We start from the raw sequence: 17,521 nt of genomic DNA on the forward strand, positions 1-17,521 counted from the left end.
GCCCGCCGATCAGTAGCGGTAGTTCTCGGCCTTGAAGGGGCCCTCGGCGGGGACGCCCAGGTATTTCGCCTGCTCCTGCGTGAGCTGCGTCAGCTCGACCCCGAGCTTCGGCAGGTGCAGCGCGGCGACCTTCTCGTCGAGCCGCTTCGGCAGGAGGTGGACGCCGACCGTATACTTCTCCGTCCACAGGGCGATCTGCGCGAGGACCTGGTTGGAGAACGAGGTCGACATCACGAACGACGGGTGGCCCGTGGCGCACCCGAGGTTCACGAGCCGGCCGCGCGCGAGGACGATGAGCCGCTTGCCGTCCGGGAAGATGAAGTGGTCGACCTGCGGCTTGATGTTCTCCTCCTTGATCTCGGGGTTCTTCTCGAGCCACGAGATCTGGATCTCCGAGTCGAAGTGGCCGATGTTGCAGAGGATCGCCTCGTCCTTCATCGCGAGCATGTGCTCGGCGCGCACGACGTCGGCGCAGCCGGTCGCCGTGACGAAGATGTCGCCGATCGGGGCGACGGTCTCGAGGCGCTTCACCTCGTAGCCCTCCATCGCGGCCTGCAGCGCGCAGATCGGGTCGATCTCGGTGATGATGACGCGCGCCCCGAGGCCGCGCAGCGACTGCGCGCACCCCTTGCCGACGTCGCCGTAGCCGCAGACGACGGCGACCTTGCCGGCGAACATCACGTCCGTGGCCCGCTTGATCCCGTCGCCCAGCGACTCGCGGCAACCGTAGAGGTTGTCGAACTTGCTCTTCGTCACCGAGTCGTTGACGTTGATCGCGGGCACCTTCAGCTTGCCGGCGCGGTGCATCTCGTAGAGCCGGTGCACGCCCGTCGTCGTCTCCTCCGAGAGCCCGCGGATCGGGTCGTTGCCGGTGAAGAGCTCCGGGTGCTTCTCGTGGGCGATGATCGTGAGATCGCCCCCGTCATCGAGGATCATGTTGGGGCCCTTGCCGCCCTTGAAGGCGTAGAGCTGCTGCTCGATGCACCAGTCGTACTCCTCGAGGGTCTCGCCCTTCCAGGCGAAGACCGGGATGCCGGCCGCCGCGATCGCCGCCGCCGCGTGGTCCTGCGTCGAGTAGATGTTGCAGCTCGTCCAGGTGACCTCGGCGCCGAGGGCGATCAGCGTCTCGATCAGCACCGCGGTCTGGATCGTCATGTGGAGGCAGCCGGCGACGCGCGCGCCCTTGAGCGGCTGCGAGGGGCCGTACTCGGCCCGGAGCGCCATGAGGCCCGGCATCTCCTTCTCGGCGATGCGGATCTCCTTGCGACCCCAGTCTGCAAGCGTGATGTCGGCGACCTTGTAGGAGAGCTTCTTCTCAGCAGTCATGGTGTCCCTTTGCCTTTTCCGGTGAATGCGCTCGAGCGCGCGTCGCGCCAGCCGACGAGCAGCTGCCAAATGAGGTGTCGATCCGGACCTTCGCCCTGCCAGGCGGACGGCAGCCGCCGGATCTCGACGCCGGAGAGCCCGGCCTCCTCGGCCAGGCGCCGGAGGTCGTCCGGCGAGAAGCCGAGCCAGATGTCCGCCTCCTGCTCTCGCAGGGCCTGATCGTGGTGCGCCTCGTAATCGAGCACGCACACCGCGCCGCCGCGGGCGTGCGCGCCGTCCTCGCCGCGGCCGGGCGCGGCCGGCCGCGCGAGCTCGACGAGGGCGCGCATCGCCCTCGCCGGCTGGGGCGCGTGGTGCAGCACGCGGGCCGCGAAGACCACGTCCGCGCCGCCGGCGAAGGCCTCGCCCGCCTCCGCCGGATCGACGCCGAGCGCGCGGGCCACGGCGCGGCGCACCTCGGGCCCGTCGAGCTCGCCGCACACGAGCTCGACGTTCTCGAGGCTGCGCCGCCGCAGGCGCTCGCCCGCGAGCTGCAGCTGGGCGCTCGCGCGGTCGAGCGCGACGACGCGGTCGAAGACGGGGGACAGCACCTCGAGCAGCGCCCCGTCGCCGGTGCCCGCGTCGATCGCCAGGCGGCGATGGGGGAGGAGCGGCGCGAGCGCGGCGAGGTAGGCGGCGAGCTCGGACGGCGGCCCCGACCGCGACGGGCGCCCGCCGCGCGCGAAGAACTCGCGCGTCTCGGCGTCGCGCGCGGCGAGCACCTCCTCGACGCGCGCGAGCGTCCCGTCGGCCGCGCACGCGCGCTGCCCCGCGCGCACGGCGTCGTCGACGACGGGGTCGCTCGTGGCGCGCGGGTCGAGGCGGAGCAGCGTCCACGTCCCCTGACGGCGGGCCAGCAGGATCCCCGCCTCGCGGAGCGCGGCCGCGTGGCGCGAGATCTTCGGCTGGCCCTCGCGGAGCAGCTCGGCCAGCTCGCCGACCGCCAGCTCCTCCGCCGCGGCCAGGCCGAGGAGCCGCAGCCGCACCGGATCCGAGAGGAGCCGGTACAGCTCGCAGCGCGCGACCGCCTCCATCGGCTGGGCAGGGAGCTCTGTCGCCGTCACCACGGATCCTGTATATGCGTCGATGCGCATAGATGCAAATACTATGTTCGCGGGCGTGAGCGCGCCCGCGGCGACGCAGGCCGCCGCAGCGGCGCGCGGCGCGCGGCCGCGCAGACGCGGGCGGCGGCGCTGGCCTGGCTCCGCGAGCAGCCGTCAGCGGGACCACACAGGAGAGCTCTTCCATGGGGCATGCTCGTCCACCGAGCTCGCCCGTTTGCTCTCTGATTTCCAGCTTTCTCGGCAGGTCGCCGTCGCCGCTGGCGGGCTCGCGTGCCGACGGGCTCGTGTGCCGAAGGGCTCGCGCTCTGGCGAGATCAGCCGAACGAACGGACGGCCTTCTCCAGCTTCGCCTCTTCCGCGGAGCGGAGCAGGCCCACGGCCACCACGGTGAGGCGCTCCGGCCGGAACAGCGCGCGCGCGGCGTCGCGCACGTCCTCGACCGTGACGCGGGCGAGCTCCTCGTGCCGCGCCTCCGGGGTGCGGGTGATGTCGGCGAGCGCGGCGAGCCCGTGGAAGCCGGCGGTCGCCTCGGCGTCATCGAGCATCGCCTCCACCGACCAGAGGTGGCGGTCGCGCGCCTTGGCGAGCTCGTCCTCGCGCGGGCCGACCTCGGAGAGCTCGCGGAGCAGCGCGAAGATCTCCCGGACCACCACGGTCGCGCGGTCGTGCTGCACGCCCGCGGCGATGTCGACGACCCCGTCGTCCTCGTAGGCCTCGAACATCCCCGACACGTCGTAGCAGAGGCCGAGCCGGTCGCAGATCCGCTCGTAGAGCCGCGTCGACATGCCGTCGTCGAGGACGCGGAGCAGCATCTCCACGGCGGGCTCGCGCGGATCGCGCTCGCTCACGCCCCGGAACGCCACCCGCAGCTCGGTCTGGCTCGACTGGTTCTCGATGAAGCGGAACCTCGGCTTCTTCTGGCCGTTCGGCGGCGGCGAGGCCGGCACCAGCTCGCCGCGCGGCATGGCGCCGAAGTGCCGCTCGACGGCCCGCGCGCACGCGTCGGGATCGATCCGCCCCGCGAGGCAGAGCACCGCGTTCGCCGTCGTGTAGTGCCGGGCGTGGTGGGCGCGCAGCATCGGCTCGTCGAAGCGGTCGAGCGCGTCGATGCCGCCGGTGATGGTGAACCCGAGCGGGTGCCGCTCGTACATGAGGGCGCGCGCGTTGTTGTCCGCGTCGATGTCGCGCCCCTCGTCGTCGAGGTCCTCGAGGATCTCCTCGCGCACGATGCCGCGCTCGACCTCGATCGCGGTGAAGCGGGGCGAGGTGGCGACCTCGCCGAGCAGGGCGAGCACCGGCTCCAGGTTCGCCGGCGGCACCGAGATGCTCATCACGCCGTGGTCGACGTGGGTCGCCGCGTAGAGCGTCCCGCCGAGCCGCTCGAAGGCGAGCGCCTGCGCGTGCGCCGACGGCAGCGTCGGCGTCCCCCGGAACACCATGTGCTCCAGGAAATGGGAGATCCCGTTGGTCTGCGGCGTCTCGAACCTCGACCCGACGCGCAGGTAGAGCGAGGCGACCGCCCGGTGCACGTGCGGCTGCGGGACGAGGACGACCTTGAGGCCGTTCGAGAGGACGATGTCGCGCGCGTCACGCGGCGGGAGCGGCGTCATTCCCCCTCGTCCTCGATCGGGAGCGCCGGCTCGCCGGCGCCGTCGTCGGCCGGCTTGGACTCCTTGAGGAGGTTCTGGTCGTACTTCACCTCGCTGCCGATCGTCGACTTCAGCCGGCGGATGTACCCGACGAGCGCGTCGTTCTGCTTCGCGGCGCGCATCGCGGCGGTGTAGAACTCGCGATCCTTGTCCCACTGCTCCTGGCTCGCGGACGTCTTCTCCTTGAGCTGGATCACGGCGTAGCCGTTCTCGAGCGCCACGACGTCCTTGGGCAGGTCGCCCGGCTTGTCGAGCTGGAAGGCGATGCGCGCGGCCTCGGTGCTGTCCCTCGCGTCCGTGATCGGCGAGCCCGACACGTTGAACGGCAGGCTCGTCTCGACCGTGGGCCGGTTCGGGTGGTTCGCCATCGTGTAGGGCGGCCGCGCCTCGCCAGGCTCGGCCTGGCCGCCTTCCTTCGCCGCCTCGTCCTTGCTCCCGTCCTGCTTCGCGGCGGCGGGCTGCTCGCCCGCCTTCGCCCCGGCGCCGGCCTTGTCCTTCGCGGGCGCGAGCTGGGCCAGGTGCGCGGCGAGCGCGTCGTCCAGCGACTTCCCGCCCGCGGCGGCGGCGAGCACCTGCTTCGCGGCCTCGGCCGCGAGCCGCTCCGACTCGTGGGCCGTGTAGAGGTCGCGCGCCGTCTCCAGCCGGCCGATCTTCTCGGCGTCGGCGTCCTTCGCGATCTGCTCGAGCTTGATCACGTGGAAGCCGTCCTCGGTCTCGATGATGTCCGACACCTCGCCCGCCTTCATCGCGAAGAGCTTGTCCTCGACGGGCTTGCTGAGCCGGCCCTTGGTCACGCAGCCGAGCTCGCCGCCGCGCGCCGCGCTCGGATCGTCGCTCGCGCCGCGCGCCACGTCGGCGAAGCTCTCGCCCTTCTTGAGGCGCTGCACCGCCGCCTCGATCCGCGCCTTCGCGGCCGCCTTGCCCGCCTCCGGCCCCTGCTCGGCCTCCGCGGGCTTCACCTCGACCATCAGGTCCCGCGCGACGCGGCACTCGGGCAGATATTGCGCCTTGCGCCCCTCCCACGCCTTGTCGAGCTCTTCCTTGTTGGCGTCCGCCCAGGCCTGGACCGCCTTCTCCGACCTGTCGACGACGAGGTCGCCGTAGAAGCGCCGGTCGAAGCGCACGTAGCTGAGCGTCCGCGTCGACTTCTCGCGCGAGAACTGCTCGAACGCCTCGTTCTCGCCGACCCGGACGCGCGCGCGGATGAGATCGCGCATCCGCGCGGCGACGAGCTCCTTCCGCTGGTAGTCGCGGAAATCGGTCGGGCTCATCTTCGTGATCGCCCGGATCTGCTTCTCGTACTGCTTGCTGTCGAACTTCTTGGTCTGGCGGTTGCGGACGTCCAGGTAGCGAATGAGGTCTTCCCGGAGATTGAGGGCATAACCGACCTGACGGATCTTGTCGGCCGGCAGCGAGACACGCACCCTGCCGGCCACGAGCTCGGACGTCAGCTCGTCGTCCGAAACGGTGATCCCGAGGCGCTTCGCGTCCTCGTTGAGCAGCCACCGCTCGTAGAGCCCCTCCGCCGTGAGCCGCCGGTAGCCCATCGCCCGGAGGCGGTTTTCGTCGACGCTGCGCATCGCGAGCAGGTTCTTCGAGGCGTTGAACTCGACCGAGGAGATGCAGCTGCCTCGGACCTCGACGGCGCAGGTGCTCGCGGTCGACTGCACGGGGCCCGTGTTCGGGCGGAACTGGACGATGAAGACGACGGCGATCGCGATGACGATGGCGGCGCCGAAGATTTGGCTCAGTCTGTTCACGAAGGGCTCGCTCCCGGGGCGTGCGCCGCTCGCTCCTCGAGCGGCCTCCCGCCTTGGCCAGGCGCGGCATAGCACGACGTCGACGGCGTGTCTTTGACGGCGGTCGAGAGCGGGGCTAGGGGCTCAGGCCATGGCAAGCTCGAAGTCACACCTCCCTGATTGCGGCCTCTACCTGACGACAAAGCCGCTCCCCGGAAACGAAGACAAGGTGCCTGCCGGCATCCTCGTCTCCTTCCACAACCACTCGGACAACGGTCTGCCGACGGTCACGACGCCCGATCACAACGTGCACAACCGCTGGCACTTCCACGGCCCCGCGGTCCCGTTCCGCGGAACGACGTGGGCGGACACGCTGCAGCGCCTCCCCGCCGAGGGGTTCTACACGCTGCGCAAGGAGCTCTCGTTCGACGGCGGCAGCTGGCCGAAGGGCACGCTGGTGCAGCTCGGTTACACGCAGGCGGGCATGCCTATCCTCTTCATCGCCCGCGTGCGCTCGCGGCTCCAGGAGAACGACCTCTTCTTCTCCGACAAGGGCGTGGGCATCAAGCGCGACCAGCTGTCCCTGCTCGAGCCCGTCTCCGTCTTCGAGGAGCCGAGCGACGGATCCGGCCACAAGCCCGACCACGCCGACGCTCACTGAGCGAGCCCGCCCTCACGTCCACGCTGAATGTCAGCCTCCGCCGACTTTTCTGTCCTCGGGCACGGCGTGTGCTTGTAATTTTCTTCTGTGATTCGACGCAGAACCCTCACCCCCCCGTCGCTCCAGATTCCTCCTGAGCTCCTGGCCAACCGCCGCAGGAGCGCCCGCCGCGAGCTGAGCGAGCGGGTCCGCCTCGAGACCGGCGATCGCGCCGTCTCCGGCTGGACGCTCAACGCGAGCGTCGGCGGGCTCCGGGTGGTGATAGAAAATTCACTCGACCCCGGTACGGAGCTAACGGTCTGGCTCGACGGCAGGTCCCCGCGCCCCGGCCGGATCATGTGGGTGCAGGACGAGCCGGACGGCTCCATCGTCGGGGTGTGCTTCCTGGATGGCCCCGACGGCGCCGAGGGCGGCGGCGGGCTGGACGCCGGGGCGTCGCGGTCGTCACGGTCGCGCTCGTGAGCGGCACGAACGCGCCGGCGCGCCAAAGCGCCACACCCTGGTGAACGCTGTCAGCTTGACGAGGCACCCGCAATTTTGCGATGGATGTTCCTGCTGACAGCTGGGGGTTGCCGGAAACCAGCGGAAGATGCCGACACCCGCGGAGATAAAGAAGGCCCTGCTCCAAGCCGGATTCGAGGTTTACCGTACCCGGGGCGACGCCGTGCAGGTCGCGGAGCGGGTGCGGGAGAACCTGCTCATGGATTCGGGCATCGTCGTGGGCGCCGAGCCGCTGCGAGTCGGGTTCGTCGTGCGCGCCCAGCGCAACGATTTCCCGGGCGCGACGGACGAGCACCTCTTCGAGCGGGCGCGCGGCATGGCCGAGCCCGCCGTGGCGCGCGGCTACACCGAGGGCGAGGCCGCCCTCCGCCACGTCCGCGACCCCGGCGACGCCGAGCGGACGCTCGACACCTGGTGCGAGGTCCTGTTCGAGAAGCCCGTGGCGTCGCTCGAGCTCGCCGTCAGCGAGGTGGGGTTCGCCCTCTCGCTGGAGAAGACTGCCCTGCCGCGGTAAGCGGTAGACGATGCCCTTCGACCGAGCCGCGAGCCTGCTCGGGCCCTCCGGGCCGTTCGCGCGCGGGCTCCCCGGGTACGAGGACCGGGAGGGGCAGCTCGCGATGGCGAGCGCCGTGGAGCGGGCGATCGCCGAGGACCGCATCCTCCTCTGCGAGGCCGGCACCGGGACCGGCAAGACGCTCGCCTACCTCGTCCCCGCGATCCTGAGCGGCCGCAAGGTCGTGGTCTCGACCGCGACGAAGGCGCTCGAGGACCAGATCTACACGAAGGACCTGCCGCTCGTCGCCGAGCACCTCCGGCTGGATCCGCGCGCGGCGCTGGTGAAGGGGCTCGGCAACTACCTCTGCCTGCGCCGCTTCAACGAGCTCCGCCACAGCCCCGGCGCGGGCGCCGGGGCGGCGGGGCGCTCGCTGCCGCTCATCGAGGCGTGGGCGCAGGAGACCGAGATGGGCGACGTCGCCGAGCTCGCGTACCTCGCCGAGGGGGATCCTGTGTGGCGGGAGGTGGCGTCGTCCAGCGAGACGCGGCTGGGCGCGTCGTGCGACTACTACGAGGACTGCTTCGTCACGCGAATGAAGCGCGACAGCGAGGCGGCGCGCCTCCTCATCGTCAACCACCACCTCTTCTTCGCGGACCTCGCGCTGAAGATCGCCGGGGCGCGCCGCGGCTTCGGCGGCGCGGGCGCGCTCCCGCCGTACGATGCGGTCATCTTCGACGAGGCGCACCAGCTCGAGGACATCGCGACGAGCTTCTTCGGCGTCCGGGTCTCGCGGGCGCGTGTCGACTCGATGCTGCGCGACGCGGACCGCGCCTTCATCGCGTCGGGCCTCGCCGACCGCATCCTCGGCCGGGGCGAGGGGACGGCGATCACGGCCGTCGTGCGCGAGTCCGCGGACGCCCTCTTCGATCGGCTCGCGGCGCTCGGCGGCCCCGCGGCGGGCGGCGGGGATCGCGGCGACGCCCGCGTGCCGCTCCCCAGGGACGCCTGGTCCGGCGAGCTGCTCGAGGCCTACCACCGGCTCGACAACCACCTCGAGGCGCTCGCCGGGTACGCGAGCGCGAACGCGATCGCCGAGGCGGTGCAGCTCGTCGGCAACCGCGCGGCCCAGCTGCGGGAGGACGCCGCGCGGATCGTCGACCCCGCGACGAACCAGGTCACGTGGGTCGAGGTGCGCGGCCGCGGCGTCTCCTTCGGCGCGTCGCCGGTCGATCTCGGGAACATGCTGCGCGAGCACGTCTTCGAGCGGATCGGCGCCGTCGTGCTGACGAGCGCCACGCTCACGACGGGCGGCTCCGGCGGGTCGGGGTTCCGCTTCCTCCGCTCGCGGATGGGGCTCGACGAGGACGTGCCCGTGCCGATCGACGAGCTCACGGTCCCGTCGCCCTTCGACTACCCGAACGCCGCGCTGCTCTACACGCCGCGCGATCTGCCCGAGGCGACCGACGCGGCGTTCGTCGAGCGCGCGGCCGATCGCATGGCCGAGCTCATCGGCATCACGGGCGGCGGCGCGTTCGTCCTCTGCACCTCGATCCGCGCGATGAACGCGCTCGCCGCCGCGCTCCGCGTCCGGCTCGCGCGCGCCTCGGCCGAGGCCCGGGCGGGCGGGGGCGCGCCGCGGCAGCAGGCGCCGCTGCTCGTGCAGGGGGACGCGCCCAAGGGCACGCTGCTCCGCCGCTTCCGCGCCGAGCGGCACGCCGTGCTGGTCGCGACGATGAGCTTCTGGGAGGGCGTGGACGTCCCTGGCGAGGCGCTGCGCCTCGTGATCATCGAGAAGCTCCCGTTCGCGGTGCCGACCGATCCCGTCGTCGCGGCCCGGTGCGCGGCGATCGAGCAGAGCGGCGGCAACCCGTTCATCGCCTACAGCGTCCCGCAGGCCGCGATCACCTTGAAGCAGGGGTTCGGCCGGCTGATCCGCACGCGGACCGACCGCGGCGTCGTCGCGATCCTGGATCGGCGGGTCCGCACGCGCGGCTACGGCCGCGTGCTGCTCGACAGCTTGCCCGACGCGCGCCGGACCGAGCGCATCGAGGACGTGCGCGCGTTCTGGGCCGCCGCGGCGGCAGGCGCGGGGGCGGAGCGCGCGGAAGCGGAGGAGCGCCGGCGGGGCGAGGCGCCCTGACGCGCGCCGCGGGGCGCGCGATCCCGGGAGGCGCGCGAGGCGGGGCGAGCGCGCGCCCGGTCGATCGTCAGGGGTACGACGTCTTCCCGTAGATGCACCAGGCGCCGCCCTTCTTCAGGCCGATGGCCTGGCGGAGCTTGAAGTCCTTCTTGAACCTGGGGTCGCCGTACGAGGCGCGCGAGGAGGGCACCGTCGGGCCCTTGCAGTCGGTCCCGGAGGCGATGATCAGGAAGTAGCGCGGGTTCTTGGCGAAGAGCGCGTCGGTGTAGCCGGTCCCCACCTTGTTCGTGTACCCGCCCGGGAGGCGCGAGACCTCGGGGCTGAGCAGCCCCAGCATGTCGACCACCGGGAAGCCCGTGCGGTAACCGACGTAGCCGATGTCGGCGATCGCGATGGGGCCGGGCTCCGCGTTCTGGACGAGCCAGTCGGCCGTGCGCCCGGCCGCGTCGTCCCAGAAGCCCTTGTCGTTGACGAGGATGTTCCGCTGGGCCCGCACCAGCTCTCCGGTGCGGGTCGCGAGCGTGATCGCGCCGAACGCGGCGATCGCGAGCGACGCTGCCCGCTCGCGGCGCGCGGCGATGGCGCGGACGGCGTGGTCGGCGAGCAGGAACGCGAACGGCTCCGCCGGGGCCAGGAACCGGAAGTACGGCATCCAGTCGCCGCCCACGAAGACGACGTACACGCCGAAGAGCAGCGCGATCGACGCGATCGCGAGGCCGCTCCGCCGCCGGTGGACGAGGGACGAGGCGACCGAGAAGAGCCCGAGCCAGAGGAAGGCGCCGGCGTGCTGCGCGTACTTGCGGACGTAGTCGCTGCCGCCCTGGAGCTGCTGCGCGAAGTTGCCGGTCTTCGCGGCGAGCGTGTTCGGGAGCCACGCGCCGTAGTAGCTGTGCCGCCAGAGCAGGTGCGCGGCGACGGGGAGCGCGAACGTGGCCAGGCGGAGCACGTTCCGCCGCGTGAACGCCTGCTCCGCGTGCCAGATGACGAGCAGCCCGAGGAACAGCGGCGCCTCCGGTCGGGTGAGCGCGGCGAGCGCGAACACCGCGCCGGACCAGGGGAAGGCGCGCGCCCCCCGAGGCGCGTCGCCCGAGGCGGCGGCGTCCTCTTCGCGGAAGAAGAGCTCGGTCCCGGCGAGTGTGAGCAGGAGGAAGAGCGGCGTCTCCAGCCCGAACACCGCGTAGCCGGAGAAGAGGATGCTCGTCGCGAGGAACCACGTCGCGAGGCAGGGGACGTTCGAGAACGGGCGCAGCCGCCGCGAGAGGAGGTAGGTGGGGACGAGCGCGAGGGCGGCGCAGGCGGTGCCGAGCACCTTCGACGCCGCCTCGGGCGTCGCGCCGAGCTTCACCGCCGCGGCGAGGAGCACCGTCCAGAGGAAGTTCGTGTAGCCCTCGACGCGCTCGCCCACGTTGTAGACGAGCCCATTTCCGTTCGCGAGGTTCTCCGCGTACCGGAACGAGATGTACGCGTCGTCGATCGTGAAGCTCGAGACGCGCACCGCCGCCACGAGCGTGACCAGCATCGGCACGGCCAGCCCGAGCGCGATGTGCAGCCAGTGGGGGAGGGGAGCGCCGGCGAGCCACGCCCGCAGATCGCGCGCCGGCGGCGTCGGGTGCTCCTCTTCCGGTTCCAGCGCCTCCTCGTCTTCCGTCGCCTCGTCGCCTCCCGCCGCTTCGTCCGTATCCACCGCGCTCCTGGGCTCGTCGCTCATCGGGCGCGGACGATACCGCGATTGTCACACCCGCAACCTCGGGCTGCGTAAAACAGCACGGAACGGTGTGCGAACACCCCGACGCGGTGCGAACGAAATTGCGCACTCCGGGCGTCGGATTACGCTGTCGAGGTAGCCAGGCGATGGCTTCCCGCGCTGGGAAGGAAGGAGTCGAGTGATGAGCGAGCTCGTTGCGCACCTGCCCGTGGTCTGTCTCGTCATTGCCCTTGCGGCGCTCGCCGCCGCCGCCGCCGTGGGCCTCGCGCGCAGGGCCTCGGCCTCCGGCGCCCCCGCCCGCGCGCTCTCCGTGAGGGAGCGGGCCATCGTGGCTGCCTGCGCCGACGCGCTCTTTCCCGCCGGCGGTCCGATCCCGCTCTCCGGCACCGAGGCGGGGCTGGTGGAGTACATGGAGCGCTACGTCGCGCGCACGCCGCGGCCGCTGCGGCCGTACATGCGGCTGCTCCTCCTCTTCGTCGAGCTCTCGCCCTGCGTCTTCGGGCCGCGCCGCTCCCGCTTCACGCGCCTCCCGCAGGCCGATCGCATCGCGGTGCTCGCCTCGATGTCGCAGAGCTGCATCTACCTCCGGCGGGTCACGTTCCTCTCGCTCCGGACGATGCTCTCGATGGGCTACCTCGCGAACGAGAAGGTCGCCCGCGCGATCGGCGTCGCCTGCTGTCCCACGCCGTTCGAGCGGCGCGCGGCCGCGCGCGCTCCGGGAGAGCCGGTCGCCGTGGAGCCGCCGTCGCTCGCGCCGGGGGTGACGGCGTGAAGCTCCCCGGCCTGGAGGAGCCGCCGCGCTCCGCGCACCCCGATCGCGGCGACCGGCGCTCGCTCCCGCTCTCCACTCCACGCTCGAGGGCCGAGGTGGAGCCGCTCCCGCCCGCCGAGCCGCGCCCGCAGGTGAAGGTGTTCGCCGACTACGACGGCGAGGTGAGGGCCTCGTGCGAGGTGCTCGTCGTCGGCTCGGGGCCGGGCGGGGCGGTCGTCGCGAAGGAGCTCGCCGAGGCGGGGCGCGACGTGATCCTCGTGGAGGAGGGCCCGCCGTTCGGGGTGGAGGATTTCCGGCAGGAGGCGGGCGAGTCGCTGGCGCGCACGCTGCGCGAGGGCGGGATGCGCGCCGCCCGCGGGCGCATGCTCATCCCGACCATGCAGGCCATCGCGCTCGGCGGCGGCTCGGTCGTCAACTCGGCGATCTGCGCGCGCTCGCCCGCCTGGGTGTTCGACAAGTGGGCGGCGCGGACGGGCACCGAGGCGATCACCCTGGACGCGCTGCTGCCCCACTACCAGCGCGTCGAGCGCCTGCTCGGCGTCGCGCCCACGCCGATCGAGGTGCAGGGCGAGCGCAACCTGCGCTTCAAGCGCGGCTGCGATGCGCTGGGGCTGTCGAGCGAGCCGACCCACCGCAACGTCCGCGGCTGCCGCGGCTCGGGCGAGTGCTTCACCGGGTGCCGCAACCGCGCCAAGATGTCGACCGACGTCTCGTACGTCCCGGCCGCCATCCGGGCGGGCGCGCGCGTGTTCACCAGCGTGCGCGCCGAGCACCTGCTCGTGTCGGGCCGGCGGGCCGCCGGGATGCGCGGCCGCACGATCGAGCCGTTCACGTGGCGCGAGGGCGCGCCCGTCGAGATCCGGGCGAAGCTCGTCGTGCTCGCCGCGGGCTGCATGGCCACGCCGCTGATCCTGCTCCGCAGCGGCGCCGCGAACTCGAGCGGCTACGTGGGCAACGAGCTGCAGCTCCACCCGGGGCTCGCCATCATGGCGGTGTTCCCCGATCCGATCGATCCGTGGGAGGGCGCGACCCAGGGGTATCACTCGCTCCACTTCCTCGAGCAGGGCATCAAGCTAGAGGTCCTCTGGTCGCCCCCCGCCGTGCTCGCCGCGCGGTTCCCCGGCTTCGGGCACGACTACCAGCGCCATCTCCGGACCTACAACCGGATGGCCCCCTTCGACGTGATCATCGCCGCCGAGCAGTCGCGCGGGACCGTCCGTCCAAAGCGGGGCAGCTGGGATCCCGACGTGCGGTTCGACTACGCGCCGCGCGACGTCGAGAAGATCCAGCGCGGTCTCGGCATCCTGTCCGACATCTGCTGGGCGGCGGGCGCCGCGTCGATCCTGCCCGGGCTGCACGGCGTCCCCGACGAGCTGACGTCGCCGGAAGACGCAGAGATCCTGAAGAGCAAGCGGCTCGACGGGCGCGACACGATCACCGCGGCGAACCACGCGTTCGGTACGGCGCGCATGTCGCGGAGGCCGCGGGACGGGGTCGTCGACGAGGAGGGGCGCTGCCACGATCTCGACAACGTTTACGTCGCCGACACGAGCGTCTTTCCTGGAAGTCCCGCCGTGAACCCGATGCTTACGTGCATGGCGCTGGCCGATCGCATCGCGTGCGGCATCATCGAGCGCTGGTGATGGGCGCGGCGGCGTGTCACCACAGGAGCCAGCGATCCGGGGCGTCGCATCCGTCGCGCAGAACGACATGTCAGGGACGGCATGTGAGGGGGGCCTTGCACCCGAGAAGGAGGCAACTCCCGAGTTGATGAGAGGCCCCTGCGAGCTACAAGTTTAACGGCACGTTTCATATCGCACGGGGCCGAGCCGTCCGTCCGCCGAGCTGGGAGGGAAGCTTTGGGACCGAACGCAGTTTCAGCTGCAATTCCGCGCGGACAGGCGCGCTCGCCGCATCGAGGCCACAGCCACCACGGCCGGGTGCTCCTCGTCGAGGACGAGCCCGATCAGGCGGCCATCCTCGAGGCGGTGCTGCGCCACGAGGGGCTCGACGTGGTCGTCGCATCGAGCGGCGAGCAGGCGCTCGAGATCCACCAGCGGACGCCGGCTGACGTGCTCGTCACGGACCTCAACCTGCCCGGGATGACGGGGGTCGATCTCATGCGCCGGCTCTCCCCGGGTCAGCTCGACGGCCCCGAGCCGAAGGCGCCGCCGCCGCACGTGGTGATGGTCACCGGCGCCGCGTCGATCTCGAGCGCCGTCGACGCCCTCAAGCTGGGAGCGGCCGACTACCTCCAGAAGCCGCTCGATCCTGCGCGCCTCGTGCTGCTCGTGCGCGAGCTGCTCTGGTCGCCGCCGACCGAGTTCGACGACGACGATTCCCTCCACGGGCAGCTCGTGTTCGAGGGGATGATCGGCGGCTCGCCGCGGATGCGGGAGGTCTTCACCCGCATCGAGCGCGTCGCCGCGACGATGGCGCCCGTGCTGATCGTCGGCGAGAGCGGCACGGGCAAGGAGCTCGTCGCGCGCGCCATCCACAACCGGAGCCGCCGCCGCGGCGGTCCGTTCGTCCCGGTGCACACCGGCGCGATCCCGCGCGAGCTCATCGGCAGCGAGCTCTTCGGCCACGAGAAGGGCTCGTTCACCGGCGCGTTCGCGGCCGCGGAGGGCAAGTTCGAGGCGGCCGCCGGCGGCACCGTCTTCCTCGACGAGGTGGGCACGATGGACGCTGCCGTGCAGGTCAGCCTGCTCCGCGTGCTCGAGACGTACCGGTTCACCCGGGTCGGCGGCCGCAAGGAGATCGAGGCCGACGTCCGCGTCGTCGCGGCGACGAACAAGGACCTGCTCGACCTCGTCGACGACTGCGTCTTCCGCGAGGACCTGTACTACCGGCTCAACGTGTTCACGGTGACGCTGCCCCCGCTGCGCGAGCGCAGGGAGGACATCCTGCCCATCGCCGAGCGCTTCCTGCTCAAGTTCGCCAAGCGCTACGGCACCCCGGCACGCCGCCTCTCGGACGCCGCCGTCGAGCGGCTGGCGGAGCACGACTGGCCGGGCAACGTCCGCGAGCTGCGCAACGTCATCGAGCAGACCGCGCTCTTCGCCTCGAACGAGCTGGTCTCGGCGAACGACGTCCAGCTCGGCCAGGGCAGGATCGAGCGGCGGTCTTCCCGGCGCTCGTACGACAGCCTCCCGGCGGCGAAGGCTGCGGCGCCGGTCGCCCACCCCGAGCCGGCCGAGCCGCTGTCGGTGCCGATCGTCCACGCGTCGGACATGGCGGTCCCCTCCGACCCGGCGCCGTCGCACACCGTCGTCGCGCCGCCTGCGCCGCCTTCCGTGGGCCCAGCGTCGCTCGCGCGAAGGCCGCCGGGGGAGGCGGGCGCGCACGAGGTCGAGCCGGCGCGGGACGCCGGCGAGGCGGCGGAACACCCGCTCGTGCTGCGCCTCCCCGTGGGCACGCGCCTGGCGGACGCCGAGCGCAAGCTCATCCTCCTGACCCTCGAGGCCGTGCGCGGCAACAAGCAGCGCGCGGCCCGCGTGCTCGGGATCAGCCGACGCGGTCTCTACTCGAAGCTACAGGCGTACGGGGAGCACGTCGGCAGCCACGAGGCCCAGGGGCAGAGCGAGAGCGTCGAGGCGCCGGATCCGGTCGACGATGTGCCGGTCGTGACCGACGAGCCCGGCCTCGAAGAGCTCGGCTCCGTGCGCGGCGACGCCTGAACGGCGAGCCCTCGTCCTGCCGCACGGCAGCACTCCAGCACCGCCGCACTCCAGCGCACCTCAGCGCCGCCCGGCCCGCCCGGGTTGTGAGCCCCAGCCCATCGAAGAGCGCTGCCGGAGGCGCCCCGAAGGCGGCCGGTTCCACGGGAGGAGCCGGCCTGGGGGAGCTCCTGCGATGCGCCCCGACAACGGTCCCAGCGGCGGCCCGTCCCTTTGTGCTTTACGAAGGGACGACGACCTCGGCTATCGTAAAGCGGAGCTGCGAGATCAGACGCGCGACTGGCACGTCAGAGAGCGGGCCACCGGCGCGGTATCAAGGTAAACTCTACGCGACGCCTCGCCGGCACTACACCCCTGCGGGCCAGCCCCCAATGAAGATCACCTGCCAGTCCTGTCAGTCGAAATACACCGTCTCGGACGAGAAGGTCCAAGGCAGAACCGTCAAGATCAAGTGCCGCAAATGCGGCGCGACGATCCTCGTGAACAGCTCGGGCGTGACGACCAACGGCGGCCCCGCCGACCCGGTCTCCGGCACGAGCGTTCCGAACGACGGGACCACGTACCTGGTCAACGTGGCGGACGGCGATCAGCGCTCGATGACGATAGCGGAGATCGTCGCCAGCTATCAGGCGGGGGTGATCAACGCCGAGACGTACGTCTGGGCCGACGGGATGGCCGACTGGCAGCCGCTCGGCCAGGTCGACACGATCGTCGCGGCGCTGCACGCCGGCAGCGCGCCGGCCTCCGCGGCCGCGCAGGAGCCGGCGCCCGTGCAGCCGCAGTCGGTGCCCAGCCCCGCCGCGCCAGCCGGTCCGACGTCCTCCGGGGTCGAGGCGGTCGCGGCGGCCGCTCCTCGCGCGGCGGCGGTGCGCCGCGACCCGGCGCGCCCGACGCAGGACCTCTTCGGCGGCAGCACGGGGCCCGAGGCGCACCGGCCCAGCTCCGACGACGTGGCCACGAGCGCTCCGCTCTTCAAGAGCGGCGCCGCTCCCGGCCAGCGCGACGAGAACTCGATGCTGTTCTCGCTGAGCGCCCTCACGGCGAAGGCCGCCCCGGCTCCGGCGCGGTCGAGCGCCAGCGCCTCGGAGGACTCCGGCCTCATCGACCTGAAGGCCCTCGCTGCGGGGACGGGTGTTCGCGCGCCGTCGCCGGTCGCGAGCATCGTTGCCAACGACGGCGGCCTGTTCCAGCTCAGCGCGCCCATCGTGACCACGGCGCGGGCGCCGTCCGTCGCGCCGCCGACGATCGAGGCGGCTCCCAAGAACCGGGCGCCGATCATCATCGGCGCCGGCATCGCGATCGCGGGCATCGCGATCGCGGGCGTCTTCCTGCTGATGAAGGGCGGCGGCGAGACGCCGGCGCCCACCGCTGCCGAGACCACGCCGCCCGCGGCGGCGGCCCCGGCGACGACGGCGCCCCCGGAGCCCGAGCCGGCGCCGGCGCCCACCGCGACGGCGACCGCGAGCGCCACGGCGGAGGCGGCGGCGTCCGCCGCGCCGACCGCCGCCCCGGCGGCCGCGGGCGGGCGCGCGACCGCGAGGCCGTCGCGTCCGGCCAGCGGCGGCGGCACCACGGCGGGCAAGAAGGAGCCCGCCGCGGCGTCCCCGGCGCCCGCCGCCCCGGCCCCGAAGCGCGGCGGCTGCGGGTGCGCGGCGGGCGATCTGATGTGCGCCATGCAGTGCTCCGCCAAGGGCAAGTGAACGCGCGGGGGCCGTCGAGCAGGCCCCGGCGGTGAACGGCGGCCTCGCC

At 72.4% G+C, this 17,521-nt stretch carries 13 protein-coding genes; 8 read left to right on the forward strand and 5 right to left on the reverse strand.

Features of this window, described 5'->3' with window-relative positions:
* Positions 1-9: 9 nt before the first annotated feature.
* The 4 genes from ahcY to WME98_RS42475 all read right to left on the reverse strand — a co-directional run bounded on the left by ahcY (position 10) and on the right by WME98_RS42475 (position 5,838).
* The gene (gene ahcY, locus WME98_RS42460) at positions 10-1,326 is read right to left on the reverse strand and encodes an adenosylhomocysteinase (RefSeq protein WP_437947343.1); all 1,317 of its coding nucleotides are present in this window, start codon (positions 1,324-1,326) and stop codon (positions 10-12) included.
* Complete coding sequence (locus tag WME98_RS42465) at positions 1,323-2,429, reverse strand: ArsR/SmtB family transcription factor (RefSeq protein ID WP_437947345.1); 1,107 nt, start codon at positions 2,427-2,429, stop codon at positions 1,323-1,325. Before WME98_RS42465 ends, ahcY begins: the two co-directional genes overlap by 4 nt.
* Before the next feature lie 314 nt (positions 2,430-2,743).
* Entirely contained in the window at positions 2,744-4,039 is a 1,296-nt protein-coding gene (locus WME98_RS42470; protein ID WP_437947347.1) for a M16 family metallopeptidase, read from the reverse strand.
* Positions 4,036-5,838 (reverse strand): peptidylprolyl isomerase, encoded by a 1,803-nt coding sequence (locus WME98_RS42475; RefSeq protein WP_437947349.1) that lies wholly within the window; start codon positions 5,836-5,838, stop codon positions 4,036-4,038. The genes WME98_RS42470 and WME98_RS42475 overlap by 4 nt, the downstream gene beginning before the upstream one ends.
* Before the next feature lie 130 nt (positions 5,839-5,968).
* Between WME98_RS42475 and WME98_RS42480 the strand changes: the two genes are divergently transcribed.
* The 4 genes from WME98_RS42480 (at position 5,969) to WME98_RS42495 (ending at position 9,615) form a co-directional block, all read left to right on the forward strand.
* The gene (locus WME98_RS42480; RefSeq protein ID WP_061622969.1) at positions 5,969-6,478 is read left to right on the forward strand and encodes a hypothetical protein; all 510 of its coding nucleotides are present in this window, start codon (positions 5,969-5,971) and stop codon (positions 6,476-6,478) included.
* 87 nt (positions 6,479-6,565) lie between these two features.
* Positions 6,566-6,940 carry a PilZ domain-containing protein gene (locus tag WME98_RS42485; protein ID WP_437338223.1) on the forward strand — a complete coding sequence of 125 codons (375 nt, stop codon included), beginning with the start codon at positions 6,566-6,568 and terminating at the stop codon, positions 6,938-6,940.
* Positions 6,941-7,067: 127 nt separating this feature from the next.
* Positions 7,068-7,493 (forward strand): hypothetical protein, encoded by a 426-nt coding sequence (locus WME98_RS42490; protein ID WP_129575431.1) that lies wholly within the window; start codon positions 7,068-7,070, stop codon positions 7,491-7,493.
* A 10-nt stretch (positions 7,494-7,503) separates the two neighbouring features.
* A complete protein-coding gene (locus WME98_RS42495) occupies positions 7,504-9,615 on the forward strand; it encodes an ATP-dependent DNA helicase (protein WP_437947352.1) in 2,112 nt (703 codons plus the stop codon).
* A gap of 67 nt (positions 9,616-9,682) precedes the next feature.
* Here the strand turns inward: WME98_RS42495 and WME98_RS42500 are convergent, their stop codons facing one another.
* Complete coding sequence (locus WME98_RS42500) at positions 9,683-11,299, reverse strand: hypothetical protein (protein WP_437947354.1); 1,617 nt, start codon at positions 11,297-11,299, stop codon at positions 9,683-9,685.
* Between the two features lie 202 nt (positions 11,300-11,501).
* On the opposite strand from WME98_RS42500, the gene WME98_RS42505 reads away from it, so the two are divergent.
* From WME98_RS42505 to WME98_RS42520, 4 genes are all read left to right on the forward strand, one after another.
* Positions 11,502-12,092 carry a gluconate 2-dehydrogenase subunit 3 family protein gene (locus WME98_RS42505; protein WP_437947356.1) on the forward strand — a complete coding sequence of 197 codons (591 nt, stop codon included), beginning with the start codon at positions 11,502-11,504 and terminating at the stop codon, positions 12,090-12,092.
* Positions 12,089-13,735, forward strand: a complete 1,647-nt coding sequence (locus WME98_RS42510; RefSeq protein ID WP_437947358.1) for a GMC family oxidoreductase — start codon at positions 12,089-12,091, stop codon at positions 13,733-13,735. The genes WME98_RS42505 and WME98_RS42510 overlap by 4 nt, the downstream gene beginning before the upstream one ends.
* A gap of 297 nt (positions 13,736-14,032) precedes the next feature.
* Positions 14,033-15,772 (forward strand): sigma-54-dependent transcriptional regulator, encoded by a 1,740-nt coding sequence (locus tag WME98_RS42515; protein ID WP_437338229.1) that lies wholly within the window; start codon positions 14,033-14,035, stop codon positions 15,770-15,772.
* Between the two features lie 371 nt (positions 15,773-16,143).
* Positions 16,144-17,472, forward strand: coding sequence for a zinc-ribbon domain-containing protein (locus WME98_RS42520; RefSeq protein ID WP_437947360.1), 1,329 nt, complete (start codon positions 16,144-16,146; stop codon positions 17,470-17,472).
* Positions 17,473-17,521 lie beyond the last annotated feature (49 nt).

The sequence above is a fragment of the Sorangium sp. So ce296 genome, assembly GCF_051529605.1.
GTDB lineage: Bacteria > Myxococcota_A > Polyangia > Polyangiales > Polyangiaceae > Sorangium > Sorangium cellulosum_D.